The sequence below is a fragment of the Novacetimonas pomaceti genome (assembly GCF_003207955.1).
GTDB classification, from domain to species: Bacteria; Pseudomonadota; Alphaproteobacteria; order Acetobacterales; family Acetobacteraceae; genus Novacetimonas; species Novacetimonas pomaceti.
The window spans coordinates 1-14,452 of the sequence record NZ_NOXG01000016.1; the positions used below are offsets into that span (position 1 = coordinate 1).

At 62.9% G+C, this 14,452-nt stretch carries 14 protein-coding genes and 1 tRNA gene; 8 read left to right on the plus strand and 7 right to left on the minus strand.

The features are described 5' to 3' along the window. Positions 1–292 precede the first annotated feature (292 nt). On the plus strand, positions 293–628 hold the full coding sequence (locus CFR71_RS11505; protein WP_408891849.1) for a hypothetical protein: 336 nt from the start codon (positions 293–295) through the stop codon (positions 626–628). Between the two features lie 163 nt (positions 629–791). Here CFR71_RS11505 and CFR71_RS11515 read toward each other — a convergent pair whose 3' ends face one another. Then, positions 792–1,139, minus strand: coding sequence for a DUF3147 family protein (locus CFR71_RS11515; RefSeq protein WP_110531247.1), 348 nt, complete (start codon positions 1,137–1,139; stop codon positions 792–794). Positions 1,140–1,236: 97 nt separating this feature from the next. Here CFR71_RS11515 and CFR71_RS11520 point away from each other — a divergent pair, with 97 nt between their 5' ends. Beyond that, positions 1,237–2,700, plus strand: coding sequence for a cryptochrome/photolyase family protein (locus CFR71_RS11520; protein WP_110531249.1), 1,464 nt, complete (start codon positions 1,237–1,239; stop codon positions 2,698–2,700). A gap of 12 nt (positions 2,701–2,712) precedes the next feature. Here the strand turns inward: CFR71_RS11520 and CFR71_RS11525 are convergent, their stop codons facing one another. Further along, entirely contained in the window at positions 2,713–3,630 is a 918-nt protein-coding gene (locus CFR71_RS11525; protein ID WP_110531340.1) for an ion channel, read from the minus strand. 254 nt (positions 3,631–3,884) lie between these two features. Next, on the minus strand, positions 3,885–4,301 hold the full coding sequence (locus CFR71_RS11530) for a hypothetical protein (RefSeq protein WP_110531251.1): 417 nt from the start codon (positions 4,299–4,301) through the stop codon (positions 3,885–3,887). A 490-nt stretch (positions 4,302–4,791) separates the two neighbouring features. Between CFR71_RS11530 and CFR71_RS11535 the strand changes: the two genes are divergently transcribed. Together CFR71_RS11535 and CFR71_RS11540 are read left to right on the plus strand one after the other, a co-directional pair. Next, positions 4,792–5,175 (plus strand): SPFH domain-containing protein, encoded by a 384-nt coding sequence (locus CFR71_RS11535; RefSeq protein ID WP_206057813.1) that lies wholly within the window; start codon positions 4,792–4,794, stop codon positions 5,173–5,175. A gap of 269 nt (positions 5,176–5,444) precedes the next feature. Then, positions 5,445–5,654: a hypothetical protein gene (locus CFR71_RS11540; RefSeq protein WP_110531253.1), complete on the plus strand. Its 210-nt coding sequence runs from the start codon at positions 5,445–5,447 to the stop codon at positions 5,652–5,654. Between the two features lie 3 nt (positions 5,655–5,657). On the opposite strand, the gene CFR71_RS11545 is transcribed toward CFR71_RS11540, so the two are convergent. The 3 genes from CFR71_RS11545 to CFR71_RS11555 form a co-directional block, all read right to left on the minus strand. Then, positions 5,658–6,293: a hypothetical protein gene (locus CFR71_RS11545; protein ID WP_110531255.1), complete on the minus strand. Its 636-nt coding sequence runs from the start codon at positions 6,291–6,293 to the stop codon at positions 5,658–5,660. A gap of 277 nt (positions 6,294–6,570) precedes the next feature. Next, positions 6,571–6,647 (minus strand) — tRNA-Arg (locus CFR71_RS11550). 57 nt (positions 6,648–6,704) lie between these two features. After that, the gene (locus tag CFR71_RS11555) at positions 6,705–7,790 is read right to left on the minus strand and encodes an alpha/beta fold hydrolase (protein WP_207781380.1); all 1,086 of its coding nucleotides are present in this window, start codon (positions 7,788–7,790) and stop codon (positions 6,705–6,707) included. Between the two features lie 71 nt (positions 7,791–7,861). Between CFR71_RS11555 and CFR71_RS11560 the strand changes: the two genes are divergently transcribed. Genes CFR71_RS11560 through CFR71_RS11575 form a run of 4 tightly spaced genes read left to right on the plus strand, consistent with a single transcriptional unit; the run spans position 7,862 to position 13,213 of the window. Further along, entirely contained in the window at positions 7,862–8,089 is a 228-nt protein-coding gene (locus tag CFR71_RS11560; RefSeq protein ID WP_110531257.1) for a zinc-finger domain-containing protein, read from the plus strand. 14 nt (positions 8,090–8,103) lie between these two features. Continuing rightward, the gene (polA, locus tag CFR71_RS11565) at positions 8,104–10,890 is read left to right on the plus strand and encodes a DNA polymerase I (RefSeq protein ID WP_110531258.1); all 2,787 of its coding nucleotides are present in this window, start codon (positions 8,104–8,106) and stop codon (positions 10,888–10,890) included. Beyond that, the gene (locus tag CFR71_RS11570) at positions 10,890–11,510 is read left to right on the plus strand and encodes an SCO family protein (protein ID WP_110531260.1); all 621 of its coding nucleotides are present in this window, start codon (positions 10,890–10,892) and stop codon (positions 11,508–11,510) included. The genes polA and CFR71_RS11570 overlap by 1 nt, the downstream gene beginning before the upstream one ends. After that, entirely contained in the window at positions 11,510–13,213 is a 1,704-nt protein-coding gene (locus tag CFR71_RS11575) for an ABC transporter substrate-binding protein (protein ID WP_110531346.1), read from the plus strand. The genes CFR71_RS11570 and CFR71_RS11575 overlap by 1 nt, the downstream gene beginning before the upstream one ends. A 371-nt stretch (positions 13,214–13,584) precedes the next feature. Here CFR71_RS11575 and CFR71_RS11580 read toward each other — a convergent pair whose 3' ends face one another. Further along, the gene (locus CFR71_RS11580) at positions 13,585–14,034 is read right to left on the minus strand and encodes a DUF2501 domain-containing protein (protein WP_110531262.1); all 450 of its coding nucleotides are present in this window, start codon (positions 14,032–14,034) and stop codon (positions 13,585–13,587) included. Positions 14,035–14,452 lie beyond the last annotated feature (418 nt).

Sequence of the window (14,452 nt, forward strand, 5' to 3'; positions counted from 1 at the left end):
CGCATACAACTGCAAAAGAATGGCACGGCTTCAGGCAGCATAAGCCGGGTCAGCCTCGGCGTTATCAGCCGCAAAATGCCCAACCCGACAGGCTGCTAGGGTTTTCCGTAATAATGACGCAACTTGTCAATGCGTGGCGCGTTACGGCGACAGCCCTTATCCCCGGACTTCCGCCTGTCGGGGAAGTTTTTCGGGCGCGCGATTCCACGCGCCACTGATGGCCACTGACGATGGGTCGTGTCCAGATGCCCTCTGGCACCCATGCCCATCCAGCATGATGGAGGATCGAGAAATGTTGCGTCATTACCGGACCGGACCACACGCCCTGCGCATAATGGCATGCGCGGCCGTCGCGATGGTCGGGGGAATGACGCAGGCCCCCCTGGCCCATGCCGCCGGGCGGGAGGACCAGACCTCGGCCTGCAAGAAGGATGTCTTCCGGCTGTGTTTCATGGATATTCCCAATGAACAGCTGATGGAGGAATGCCTTGAAAGCAAGCTCGACAAGCTGTCCCCGAAATGCCGTGCCATGTTCGAGGAACCCGACAACGCCGCCGACCGGACGCCCGCGCCGCAGGAAACGCGCAATGCCACGTCCGATCCCGCGCCCAGCCCGCCGGCGCGGTAACTGCTGGCAGTTTGAAAATAATAAGAGTTTTTGGTGAAGCTTTTTGCAAAAAGCTTCATGAAGACGTCACCTTTTTAAAAAAGGGCGACACCCAAAAACTTTTATCATCATTTATAAATAACTTATTTTCATGCCGTCTTTACATACGATCGGGTGAGTGCGCTCACAGGTTGATGCCCATGCGCGCCGCGCACCATGTCATGAGCAGGTAAAGTGCCGCCGTCAGCACGCATCCCGCCAGCAGGGCCGGGTAAAAGCCGACGCCGTGGCGCATCAGGTACGGGATCAGCAGGAACATCGGCAGGGAAGGGATCACGTACCAGAACGTGGCTTCCACATGGGTTTCCATGCGTACCGGATCCTTCGTTTCCGCCCACAGCCACAGCATCCCGAACACCGAAATCAGCGGGAGCGAGGCCACAAGCGCCCCGAACGCCGGATATCGCCGGGCGATGGTCGAGACGAGGGCGATGATCAGTCCGGACAGGACGGTCTTGATGATAAAGAACATTCAGGTGCGACGTTCATTCAGTGGGGGAAGGTTTCGCTTGCAACGGTTCATGGCGGTATAGCACATCAGGGGGCCCCGCCATCAGTCTGGAACAGATATGCCCCCATCGTCTTCGTCCCCCGCTTCGGCTTCTGCCTCCGCGTCCGGCGCCGCGCCGGTCATCGTCTGGTTTCGCGATGACCTGCGGCTGGCCGACCATCCGGCCCTGTCGCATGCCGTGGCGTCGGGGGCGCCGGTCCTGTGCCTGTTCGTGCATGACCCGCGCACGGCCCCGTCCGGCGCGGCGCAATGGTGGCTTCATGGCGGGTTGTGCGCCCTGCGTGACGACCTGTCGCGCATGGGGGCGACGCTGCATGTCGCGCACGGGGATGCGACGGTCCTTGTCCCGCGCCTTGCGCAACAGGCGCATGCGGCGCAGGTGGTGTGGAACCGGCGTTACGATCCGCAGGGGCGTGAAACCGACACCACGATCAAGGCGGCCCTGAAACAGGATGGCGTTGCGGCGCACAGCTTTGCCGCCAGCGTCATGCATGAACCCTGGACGGTCCGCACGCGCGCGGGCGATGCGTTCCGGGTCTATACCGCATGGTGGCGCGCCGCACGTGCGATGGGGGACCCGCCGCCGCCCCTGCCCGCGCCTCGGCGGATCGGGGACGCCGGGATGCCTGACGGCTGGCGGGCGGAATGCGTGGGGATCGATGCGCTCGGCCTTCTGCCGGTTGCGCCGGACTGGGCTGGGGGTCTGCGCGCGACGTGGCATCCGGGCGAGGCCGCGGCGCGCGCGCGCCTGCGCGAGTTCGTGCAGGACGACATGGCGGGATACGCTACCGCGCGCGACAGGCCGGACCTGCCGGCGACATCGATGCTGTCGCCCGCCCTGCGTTTTGGCCACATCTCGCCTCGGCAGGCATGGCATGCGGTGGCGTGTGATGGCGCGGCGGGGGCGGAGGATCGCGCGAAATTCCTTGCCGAGCTGGGATGGCGGGATTTCGCGGTGTCGCTGCTTTATGAGCAGCCGGAACTGGTGCGCAGCAATTTCCGGACGGAATTCGACGCCATGCCGTGGCGCGACGATGCGCGCGACCTGCATGCGTGGCAGCAGGGGCGCACGGGGTATCCCATCGTGGATGCGGGCATGCGGCAGCTGTGGCAGACGGGGTGGATGCATAACCGGGTCCGCATGATCGTGGCGTCCTTCCTGACGAAGCATCTGCTGATGGACTGGCGCGTGGGGGAGGGCTGGTTTCGCGATACGCTGGTGGATGCCGACATCGCCAGCAACGTCGTCAACTGGCAATGGGTCGCGGGATGCGGTGTGGATGCCGCGCCCTATTTCCGCGTGTTCAATCCTGTCCTGCAGGGGAAGAAATTCGATCCCGATGGCACGTATGTGCGGCGATGGGTGCCGGAACTGGCGCATCTGCCCGCATCGCGCATCCATTGTCCATGGACCTGCGCCCCGGCGGAGGTCCCGCGCGGGTATCCGGCCCCGATTGTCGGGCTGGACGAAGGCCGGGCGCGTGCCCTTTCGGCATGGCGGGGCCTGTCGGGTGCGACGTAAGGGCCGGGTGGCTCAGGGCTGTTTTTCCATCTGGTCGAACCGGGTGTAATCGACCGTGATGCTGCCGTCGGGATTTGTGTTGATGATATCGACGAAATGGTGGTCGTACAGCATGCGGTCGAACCCGTAGGCCGTGCGGGCAAAGACCGTCTGCCCCGATGCCTCGTCCGTGCCGGTGATCGTGACGATGATTTCCGCCTCCTCCGATTTCAGCATGTCCAGCGTGACGCCATGCAGGGGACTGTTTTCATCGATGACATGCACCGGCAGGCACGCGAAACGCAGCACCGGCATGTGCGACTGACGCAGCGGGAGGGAATCGAACTGCCGCGTGACATGCCCGTCGGGCTGCGGGATCAGGCGGGCGAGGGAAAATTCGATATCCGCGCTCAGGATCGGGCTGCGCCGGCAGTTGGCGATGCGGACGTCCAGGTGGGGCTGCGCCTGATTCTTTACGATGACGGCGCGCTTGCTGAACATGATGCGGGCGCGGGGACGCGAAAACCGCGCAAAGACCAGGCCCGTCGCGACGGCGTTGATCATCATGCCGCCCAGAACCTCTGTCGTCGCCAGCAGGTTCGCCACCCGCCCCACGGGGGCCATGACGCCGTATCCCACGGTGGACAGGGTCTGCACGCTGAAGAAGAAGTAATCGAGGAAATCGCCCGGCCGCGCGCCTGACACCTGCGTCCCCACCACCATGTAGGCCAGCGCGAAGACAACGTTGATGACGATGTAGAACGCGATCGACCAGTAGAAGAAGACGCCCCATGGCGCGATCAGGGCATGGTGATAGAAATCGGACCAGATGCGGTCCGCCTGTCCCACGCGCACGACGGCATCGTGTCCCTTGTCCTCCAGCACATGGGGATGGCGCAGGATCGGGGGGGCGGGTGCCTCGGCAGGGAGGGGGCGGGATGGCTGGGGCATGGGATGGGTTACCGTGACAGGAATATTACGTAATGTGTCATGCCTGTCAGCATCATGCCAGCCAGCGTCGATGCCGGGGTCCCATGCAAATATTGCGGTACGGATCCGTCCTGCCGTAGTCCCCGGGGGGAAGACAATCAGGAGTTTTTTGGAAAAAGCATCGCCAGGAACGTCTTCGACGGGATGTCTCGGGGCAGCCTGCCGCATATCCTGCCCGATGCCCGTGATGTCCAATCGTTCCCGCATGGCGGGGATCATGTAGCGGAGGCTGCCTTTTTCCTGATCTGCTGGCACAGTTCGCGCCGTTGCGGGATGTCGAGGTCCGTCAGGCGCGGGCTGTTCCGGCTTTCGGGATGAAGGAGGCCCACCGTGCCATAAACGTAATCCATGTTGCCCGTATGATCCTTCGACACCGCATTTGTCTGCGCGATGAGATGGTCGAGCACGGGGGTCGCGTCCTCATGTGGCAGCAGGTGATTGCCAATGCAGAAATTCAGATACCCGGCAAGGCGCGCGCCCGGCGCACCCTCGATGGCGGCCGCCGTCGTCGATGTCGCCGGCATTGCGGGCGGCGGCGGGGCGGCGCGTGTCTGCGCCATGGCCGCCAGCAGGAAACCGGCCGATACTGTCAGAACCATTGGCGGGACCAGCCGTAGCGAAGGTGAGCGCATTGTTCTTCATCCTTCCGGGGGATATCAGCTTTGTCATGCCGGATTTTCGTGGCCATCCGGGGGATGTTTTTCCCGCTTTCCCAAGTGCATGCGCGAGGGGAAGTTGCATGGATGCGGACGTGAAATTTCAGTGGTGGTGCCGCTGCCGGCGCGACGGGTGGTACAGGCCCCGCCCATGAAGCATCCCGCATGCTGCAAGGATGTTTCCGGGAAGGCTTTCGCTGCCATGGGGTCAGGGGGATTTGAAAAGATAGGCCCGACAATGTCCTGAAATTTTAGAAGTTTTTGGGTGTCGCCTTTTTTCAAAAAGGCGGCGTTCTTCGAAGCTTTTTGGAAAAAGCTTCACCAAAAACTTTTATTGTTTTTTATCAATGGGTTGTTTTCAAACAATCTCCCACGTGGTCCGGTCCTGATCGTGTTCGCCAATATGGCTTGCGGGCAATATGTTTCGGTTTCAATATGATTGCGCCATCACCATGGAGATCAGGCAGTGAAGACGGGTTTCTCGACGAAAGAACTCCTGGCGATCGGGATCGTCGCTGTCACCCTTATCGGGGTGGCCGCCTATGCCCTTCCGCAATATCAGGTCTATTCCGCCAGGATGCATGGCGAAGCCGAACTGGCGCGCGCCACGCAGAACCGGCAGGTGCTTGTGCAGACCGCGCAGGCCGAACGCGATGCGGAAATCCTGCGCGCCGAAGGCACGGCCAAGGCCAACAAGATCATCGGTGAAAGCCTGAAGGAAAACTCGGAATACCTGCGTTGGCTCTGGATTAGCAAGCTGGATAACCAGACCAACAAGACGGTGGTTTACGTGCCAACCGACGGCATGGTTCCCCAACTTGAAACAGGACGCATCGGGGAGGAGAAATGACCGGACCTGTTTCTGGTATCCGTGCCCTTTGGGGGCATGGTCAGGTAAATACGTTGCATGACGAGTGGCGGAGGTTGGTTACACCCCCTGCCAGATTGCAGCCATTATGGACATGGACCACTGTCGGAACAGGCCCGGTACACACGGACACGGGCGGCACATCTGGTTTTTTTCTAATCGGGCAGGAAGGTGAATTGCGCTATAAACGGCTCTAACTTTCTTAGTATTGGCGAAAGGGTATGATTCGCTGTTTATAACAGGAGAAGATCATGGCGACTTATCAACAGGTGCAGGACTGGATCAGGGCAAGAGATGGCTTTGCCGCCAAAAGCTGCTGGATCGCTCATATCCTATCAGATCACGGCAAAACACGACGGCAGGCGAATAATCGAATTGATCCCAACCAGAGAAAGCACCCGTGTCCACCAGAAAAGCGGCCAGTTATCGAAGCCGCCTTGCGTCACTTCAAAATGATCTGAGGATTAATGCCTTGACCTTGTGGAGTCTGTCAGAAAGGTCTGGATAACGGGATGCCAGTAAGACGCGTTCTGGTGGAACTTTGTCCACGCACTTGGATGATACAGAGCAATGCAACTGACAGCGAACGACAGTTCATCGGAAGCGTAGAAATAGGTTTCTGCCAGCTTGCCATCTGGGCATGGGACTGACTTTTCTGGTTCATGGCGAGTGATGGCAGGAAGGTTGTGCGTATACCTCCATGCGCGCTTGGAAAACAGCAGCAATTTTCTTGGTTTCAGCAGAGACAGAATGGTAGGCAAAGCCTGTTCACCTGCCTGCAACATCTGAGTTGATGCATCGGATAAGGGCATCCCTTCTTCGCGAATAACCGCTCCTTGGCAGAAATTGGCGAAAGCGAACCTGTTCCAGAATTCTTCAGAGGATGTCCCCTCGGATGCATCGCCAAGTATGGCATCCTTGATGTCGTCAAAGAATGATGACTGAAGCATGCCTTTTTGGGCGTCCCGGACCGTACGAAGCGTCAGGTCGTAGGAGAATTCGTCAGCAGGATCACAATGGTGGCTTTCACCCATGATGAGAATGCGGGTTTCATCGTATCGCGGTCCGACCCACGGCAGTCGGATGGGGTGATCATTCATGACATATCCTGCATCTGGCCTCTGTTACCGATTAAGATGCCTGATGCACATAATTGAGCAAGGTAGGTAAAAGCATACGGGCCGTGTCCCGTTGTGCATGAGCGTTCCCTGATGCTGGAGCGCTAGCATGAAGGGATCGTCAAGGCCAAAGAGAGATGGCAAATACAAGGGCGTATCGGCCGACAGCGATGGAAAAATCTGCCCAAGTGCAAGCACGCAAGGCTGAACCCAGACATGACGCCAAAAAAGACAGATTTTATTGATAATTTTAGGGGAATGGCGGACTCGAAAGGATTCGAACCTTCGACCTTCGCCTTCGGAGGGCGACGCTCTATCCAGCTGAGCTACGAGTCCACAGCCGCCTGCATACCCTGTCACGGGCGCAAACGCTACCCCTGAAATGATGCAATCTTACTTGCGCACCAGGCTGTCCATCTGCGCGGGCAGGAAGAAGGGCACCTTCATCTCCCCCGCCGGCGCGTCGTTCCATGTGGCCGCGGCGATATCCCCGCCGGAGGGGAGGAAGGCATCGGGCTGTTCAATCCACGAGATGATGTCGCGCGTGACCTTCTCCGCCTCCCGCCCGCGCAGCAGCAGATGGTATCCGGCGGGGATGAAATCGCGTCGCGCGCCCTGCGGCAGGTGGCGCCATGCCCGCGTCATGGCGCGCGCGGGCACCAGCTGGTCCCGGCCGCCATAGACCGCCAGCACCGGACCATGCATGCGCCCGACCTCGTGCGCCGCGCGGTGCATCAGTTCCGCCAGTCCCGCCAGCGCCGGCATGCGCGTGGCACGCAGCGTCAGCGGGTCGTAATACAGTCGCGCCAGCGCCAGCAGGTCGTCGGACGCCGTGACATGCACCGGCAGTTCGCGGCCCGTCACCCGCCACTGGGGCGCGATGGCGGCCATGGCGTTAAGGGTCGCATCCGTGCCCGCGCCCAGGTCCCATACGGCGGGCGCCAGCAGGATATAGCCCGCGACATCGGGCATGCCGCCTTCGGCCGACATGCAGACCGCCAGCGCGCCGCCCATGCTTTCGCCCATGACGTATAACGGGACGCCGGGATTTTCATCGTGGATCATCGTGGCCTCCGCCCGCGCGGCGGCGACCATGGCGTCCGTCCCGCGCCAGCCGCCCCTGTCGGGCATCGCGCCGAATCCCGGCTGGTCCGGGGCGTAAACGGTAATGCCATGCGCCGCCAGCACGGGGCCGGGGCGTTCCCACGCGTCGCGGCTGTCGTTGAAGCCATGCAGCGCAAGCACGACTGCCTTCTGCCCGCCCGCCGGCGCTCGCCACACGCGCATGGGCACCGGGCCGGTGCCGGGCACGTCCATCACCCGGTCGGGCGGGACAACGCGGCCGAGTCCGGCATGGCGTGGCGGCGGGACGGGGGTGGGGGCGTCATGTGTCGCGCATCCGGCCAGAAGCATGAGGAACGCCGGATAAAGCAGGCGTGACAGGCGAAGGTTTGAAAGCACGGCAATCCTGCGTATCATCATCATTCGACGCCACGGGTCCGCCGGGGCATCGCAATCCATGCCGGACAACAAGCCCGAGGTTTACCGAAATGCAAGCCCTGACCAAGAACCCGACAAATCCGACGCCCCATCCCGTCCTTGGCCTGGTCGAGACGATCGTCGTCGATTCGCGTGTCCTGTCATGCGACGGCGGGCTGGGCGCGCTGGGCCATCCGCGCGTTTTCCTGCGCATCCGTGATCACCAGACATTCTGCCCCTACTGCTCGCGGCTGTTCGTGCTCAACCCCGAGGCCTCATCCCACGGTGACGCGCACTGAAACCCTAAATCCCGATGCACACCGACGCGCAGGTCCGCCTGATCCTCGTGGATGGGTCCGGTTTCATTTTCCGTGCCTTCCACGCCCTGCCCCCCATGACCAGCCCGGACGGAACGCCCGTCAATGCGGTATTCGGATTTACCAACATGCTTGCGCGGCTGCTGCGCGAACATGCGGGAACCCATCTGGCGGTCATCTTCGACGCGGGACGCCACACGTTCCGCAACGATCTGTATGACCAGTACAAGGCCCACCGCCCCGAACCGCCGGAGGACCTGCGCCCGCAGTTCGCGCTGGTGCGCGACGCGACCGCAGCCTTCAGCGTGCCCGCGATCGAGGAAGCCGGGTGGGAGGCCGATGACCTGATCGCCGCCTATGCCCGGCAGGCGACGGACGCGGGGGGGACATGCACCATCATCTCTTCCGACAAGGACCTGATGCAGCTGGTCCGTCCGGGGGTGCAGATGATGGACCCGATCAAGCAGAAGCCCATTGGCGAGGCGGAGGTCATGGCCAAGTTCGGCGTCGCCCCCGTCCACGTGGCCGAGGTGCAGGCCCTGATCGGCGATCCGGTGGACAACGTGCCCGGCGTGCCGGGAATCGGGCCGAAGACGGCGGCGGCCCTGATGGCGGAATACGGCTCGCTTGACGCGATCCTTGACGCGGCACAGGGAATGAAGCCGTCAAAGCGGCGTGACAACCTGATCGCCCATGCCGACATGGCCCGCCTGTCGCACACGCTTGTCACCCTGCGGGAGGACGCGCCGTGTCCCGTGCCGCTGGCGGAACTGGCCTGCTGCGACGTGGATGAGGCGCGACTCGGCCTCTGGCTGGAGGAGATGGGCTTCCGTTCCCTGCTGCAGCGCATCGGCATGAAGGCCGCCGCGACCCCGCGCCGCCCGACGCCGCCCCTGCCCGGCGCGGGCACGGCCGCAGCGCCGACGGAACAGGCCCCGGCCATGGCCGTCCCCGACGCCGCCTATGGCCCCTATGAAACCGTCAGCGACGTCGATGCGCTGCGCGCCTGGGTGGCGGAGGCCCGGGCCGCGGGCGTGTGCGCGGTGGACACGGAAACCGATGGCCTTGACCCGCTGCGCGCGGGGCTGGTGGGGATGTCGCTTGCGACCGGGCCGGGCCGCGCCTGCTACATCCCGCTGGCGCATGAGGGCGACCTGATGGACAGCGCGTCGGTGGCGCAGATGGATGTCGGCGTGGCGCTGGAATGCCTGTCGGACCTGCTGGTGGACCCGTCGGTGCTCAAGGTGTTCCAGAACGCCAAGTTCGACCTGGAGGTACTGGTGCGCGCGGGCGCGCCACAGCCCACGCCCATCGACGACACGATGCTGATTTCCTATGCCCAGTTCGCGGGCAAGCATACGCAGGGCATGGATGAACTGTCGCGCCTGTATCTGGACCATACCCCCATCCCCTATGACGAGGTGACGGGCACCGGGCGCAACCGCGTGCCCTTCGCGCGGGTCGATATCGCGCGCGCCACCGCCTATGCGGCCGAGGACGCGGATGTGACCCTGCGGCTGTGGCAGGTGCTGCGCCCGCAGCTGCGCCCCAACCATGCGCTGGCGCTGTATGAGGAGCTGGAGCGTCCGCTGGTGGGCATACTGGCGGACATGGAACGCGAGGGCATCGCCGTCGACGCGGACGACCTGCGGGCGATATCGGTGGAATTCGCCGGGCGCATGTCCACGATCGAGGCACGCATCCACGCCCTTGCGGGGCGGGAGTTCAATGTCGGCTCCCCCAAGCAGCTGGGCGAGATCCTGTTCGACGAAATGGGCATCGCCGGGGGCAAGCGCATGAAATCCGGCGCATGGGGGACGGATTCGTCCGTGCTGCAGGACCTTGCGGACAAGGGGCACGACCTTCCGGCCGAAGTGCTGGCGTGGCGGCAGCTCGCCAAGCTCAAGAGCACCTATGCCGACGCCCTGGTCAACCAGGTCGATCCCGCGACGGGACGGGTGCATACCTCGTTCCAGATGGCGGTGACGACCACGGGCCGCCTGTCGTCCAACGACCCCAACCTGCAGAACATCCCCGTCCGGACGGAAGAGGGCGGGCGGATCCGCCGCGCGTTCATCGCGCCGCCGGGGCGGCTGCTGCTGTCGGCGGATTATTCCCAGATCGAGCTGCGGCTGCTGGCGCACGTGGCGGACATCCCCGCGCTGAAGGAAGCATTCGCGCTGGGGCAGGACATCCACGCCCGCACGGCGTCCGAAGTGTTCGGCATCCCGATCGAGGGCATGGACCCCCTGACGCGCCGCCGGGCCAAGGCGATCAATTTCGGCATCATCTATGGCATCAGCGCCTTCGGGCTGGGACGCCAGCTTGGCATCCCGCCGGGGGAGGCGCGGGGCTATATCGATGCCTATTTCGCGCGGTATCCCGGCATCCGCGATTACATGGAGCGCATGCGCGAACAGGCCCGCGCGCACGGATACGTCGTCACGCCGTTCGGGCGGCGGTGCTGGGTGCCCGAAATCGGCGGGCGCAACGCCGCGCGGCGCAATTACGCGGAACGCCAGGCCATCAACGCCCCCCTGCAGGGGGGGGCGGCCGACATCATCAAGCGCGCGATGGTGCGGATTCCTCACGAAATGCGTGAGGCAGGGCTTGACGGACGCATGCTGCTTCAGGTCCATGACGAACTTCTGTTCGAGGTGCGGCATGAAGAGGCGGATCGTCTCGCCGCCCTTGTAAAGCAGGTCATGGAATCCGCAGCGACCCTTTCCGTGCCGCTGGTCGTGGAGACCGGGACCGGAACGAATTGGGCGGACGCACACTGATGCTGAGTAAACGCGACAGGTTCATCCTTATCGTCACGCTGGTGATCGTGGTGATTTCATCGTTGGTGGGATATGTGGGGTACCGGATTTTTGACCGGATGGCCCCGCCGCTGACCACCTATGGCAACGAGGTCGGCGGGTCCTTCCGGCTGGTCAACGGCGCGGACGGGTCGGTGCTCGACAGCGACTTCCGGGGCCGGTGGATGCTGGTCTATTTCGGGTCGACCCATTGCCCCGACACGCTGTGCGGCGCGACGATGGAATCGATGGCCAAGGCGATGGACATCCTCGGCCGGGCCAAGGCGCGCTATGTCGCGCCCATCTTCATCTCGGTCGATCCGATGCGCGATACGTCCGATGTCCTGCGCACCTATACCCTGCGTTTCGGACCGCGACTGTTCAGCATGACGGGTTCGCCCAAGATGGTGGAGGCCGTGGCGCATGAATATCATGCCCCTTATGTCCGCAAACCGCTGGAGAACGGGGATTACATGATGGAGCCCGCGTCGCAGATCGTCATCATGTCGCCGACCGAACGCTATGTCGGCACCATCCCGGCCTCCGCCTCGGCGCAGGAAATCGCCGATCGCATCGAACAGCTGATGGCGGAACAAAAATGATGCCACGCGCGTCGTGGCCTGTGCTTGTCGCGGTGGGGATGACATGCCTGCCCGGCCTGCGGCACGATGCGCGCGCGGCGGACCCGATTGCGGATCCGGTGGCGGACCATGCGGTGGACCACCGTGGGGGGACATTGCGGCTGACGGCCCATGTCTCCGCAGGGACGCTCGATCCGCAGATCGACTATACCACCATGTACATGCAGCTTTTCAGCGTGGTCTATGACGGGCTGCTGAATTTTCGCAAGGCCGAGGGGGCGGCGGGCAACGAACTGGTGTCCGACCTTGCCGAATCCCTGCCGCAGACGCCCGACGGGGGGCGGACATGGATATTCACCCTGCGGCGCGGCGTCCGGTTTTCCAATGGCGCGGAGGTGGGGCTGGATGACGTCGTGGCGTCGCTGCGGCGGATTTTCATCGTCGGCAGTCCCACCGCCGGGTCGTTCTATGGTGGGATCCTGGGCGCGGATGAATGCCTGCGCGATGCGGCGCACTGCACGTTGTCCGACGGGGTGCAGGTCGATCCCGCGACGCGGCGCATCACCATCCGGCTGAAGGAACCGGACGCCGAATTCCCGCAGAAGATCGCCTTTCCCCATGCCTCCATCCTGCCGGCGGATACGCCCGCGCATGACGTGGGCAACACCCCCATTGCCGCGACCGGCCCCTATCGCATCGTGTCGTACGATCCGCAGCGCCATATGCGGCTGGAACGCAATCCCTATTTCCATGTCTGGAATGCCGAGGCACAGCCCGACGGCTATGTCGATGCCATTTCCTATGATTTCGGCCTGTCGGACGAGGACGCGGTGACGGCGGTCGAAAACGGGCAGTACGACTGGGCGTTCGGGAACAAGCCACTGGACCGGCTGGGGGAACTGGGCGCGCGCTATACCGCGCAGGTGCATGTGCAGCCGCTGTACGGGCTGTATTTCCTGCCGATGAACGTCAATATCGCCCCGTTCAGCAACCTGCAGGCGCGACAGGCGGTCAATTACGCGCTCGACCGCCGCGCCATGACGATCCTTGCGGGCGGCAGCGCGCTGGCGTCGCCATTATGCACCATGGTGCCGCCCGGCCTTCTGCCCGATGACGGGCGGTGCGCCTATACCCGCGATGCGACGCCGGACCACCCCGCGCCCGCGTGGCGTGGCGCGGATCTGGATCGCGCGCGCCAGCTTGTGCGCGACAGCGGCACGGCGGGGCAGGACGTGACGCTGGTGGTCGCGGCCAATGCCGTGGATATCAGCATGGGCACCTATGTGCGCGGCATATTGCAGTCCATCGGGTACCAGGCGCACCTGCGCACCGTGTCGCAGACCATCCATCCCGGATATATCGAAAATACCGACAACCATGTGCAGATCAGCATGCGTGAATGGTATGCCGATTACCCGTCGCCCTCGAACTTCCTCGACACCCTGTTCGGGTGCGAGAATTTTCATCCGCATTCCGACAGTTCGATCAATATCTCGGGCTTCTGCGACGCCAGCATCCAGCAGGTGATGGACCGCGCGCGCCAGGATGTCGACCCGCAGTCCGCCCGCATGCTGTGGGCGCAGGCCAGCGACATGATCACCCGCCAGTCCCCCGCCGTGCCGATGATCCATATGAGCTATGTCGACGTGGTGTCCAAACGGCTGGGACATTATTTCTATACCAGCCTGTATCACATGATTTTCTCACAGGTCTGGGTGCGGTAGCAGGCCCTGATCCTTTGAGATATCCTTTAAATCGTGAAGAAGTTTTTGGTGAAGCTTTTTGCAAAAAGCTTCAGGGAACGTCGCCTTTTTGAAAAAAGGCGACACCCAAAAACTTTTATTCCTTTTTATCAGCGGGCCGTTTGCAGGCAATCTCCCACGCATGAAGACCGCATGGTCGTGCTGCGTTACTGTCTAACGGCAGTATTTTCAGCCATATTCCCCATTCCCGGGAAATCCGCGCCTGCTGGCGTGCCGCCTTTTGCCATGAAAAAACCCCGGCCAGGGCCGGGGTCTGGTCCTGCGTCCGCCGCGATATCAGGCCACGGAAGCAGGTCATGCACGGGCGGACCCATGCACGGGAATGGACGCGATCAGAGCATCGACTTGGCGCGTGCCTCGACCTTCGCGCAGGCGGCGCGGCGGATGTCGGTGGACGCATCTTCCAGCGAGATCGGCGCCTTGCCACCCACCTTCAGCAGGCCGGTCGAGCCATCGGCATAGGACATGTTGCCCTTGCTGTTGGACGGGACGTCGTTGGTCTTCTTGTTCAGGGCCGCAAGCACGGGCCATGCCTCGGACGCGGTCAGGTAGTTGGACTGGATGCAGTAATTGAGGATGCCACCCAGATCAGCGGGCTTGGCCGAGGCCACGGCCGACATCACCGTCTTTTCCGACAGCGATCCCATCTTGATCTGTTCGACCTGATTCGCAACGCCTGCGCCCGTCGGGGGGGAGGTTTCGGCATGCGCCAGCACGGGTGCGGCGGCCAGCAGGGTGGTAACGGCACCGGCGGAAAGGATACGACCGAGACACGAGATCATTTTGTTCACCTTTATTCAATTATTGCGCGACCAGACGCAACGGCGTGCCTGGCTTGCGTATTTCAGTTTGTGTCATGCTATCATGGCTTGTCCGCCCCGGCTCATTGCAGGGCATATGCCAGACATTCGTCTTTTGGATATATGGCAGTAATGCCGCAGGCGCAGGTCACGCGGCCCGGCCCCGGGGCGCGGGAAAGTTCCTGTCGGGGTCAGGACTTTTCCCATGGCAGGTGCCGCAAGGCCCCCGCCGCGCCGCCGTGGGGCCGGGAATGGGGTAGCAAGTTCAACATTATGTGACGAGCGCGGGCCGTCGACGGTCCACGGACCCGGCGGTAGTCCCCGAAAGTATATTTTCAGTAAATACAGGCGACCGGGCGGTCCGGACGGCCATTTCCGCACGCAGGGGCGATGGCCCGGC

Coding starts and splice junctions, on each gene's coding strand:
- CFR71_RS11530 (WP_110531251.1), bottom strand. CDS start 4,301: ATGCGCTCACCTTCGCTACGGCTGGTCCCGCCAATGGTTCTGACAGTA.
- CFR71_RS11575 (WP_110531346.1), top strand. CDS start 11,510: ATGCCACGCGCGTCGTGGCCTGTGCTTGTCGCGGTGGGGATGACATGC.
- CFR71_RS11505 (WP_408891849.1), top strand. CDS start 293: ATGTTGCGTCATTACCGGACCGGACCACACGCCCTGCGCATAATGGCA.
- CFR71_RS11555 (WP_207781380.1), bottom strand. CDS start 7,790: ATGATACGCAGGATTGCCGTGCTTTCAAACCTTCGCCTGTCACGCCTG.
- CFR71_RS11560 (WP_110531257.1), top strand. CDS start 7,862: ATGCAAGCCCTGACCAAGAACCCGACAAATCCGACGCCCCATCCCGTC.
- CFR71_RS11545 (WP_110531255.1), bottom strand. CDS start 6,293: ATGAATGATCACCCCATCCGACTGCCGTGGGTCGGACCGCGATACGAT.
- CFR71_RS11540 (WP_110531253.1), top strand. CDS start 5,445: ATGGCGACTTATCAACAGGTGCAGGACTGGATCAGGGCAAGAGATGGC.
- CFR71_RS11520 (WP_110531249.1), top strand. CDS start 1,237: ATGCCCCCATCGTCTTCGTCCCCCGCTTCGGCTTCTGCCTCCGCGTCC.
- CFR71_RS11515 (WP_110531247.1), bottom strand. CDS start 1,139: ATGTTCTTTATCATCAAGACCGTCCTGTCCGGACTGATCATCGCCCTC.
- polA (WP_110531258.1), top strand. CDS start 8,104: ATGCACACCGACGCGCAGGTCCGCCTGATCCTCGTGGATGGGTCCGGT.
- CFR71_RS11580 (WP_110531262.1), bottom strand. CDS start 14,034: ATGATCTCGTGTCTCGGTCGTATCCTTTCCGCCGGTGCCGTTACCACC.
- CFR71_RS11525 (WP_110531340.1), bottom strand. CDS start 3,630: ATGCCCCAGCCATCCCGCCCCCTCCCTGCCGAGGCACCCGCCCCCCCG.
- CFR71_RS11570 (WP_110531260.1), top strand. CDS start 10,890: ATGCTGAGTAAACGCGACAGGTTCATCCTTATCGTCACGCTGGTGATC.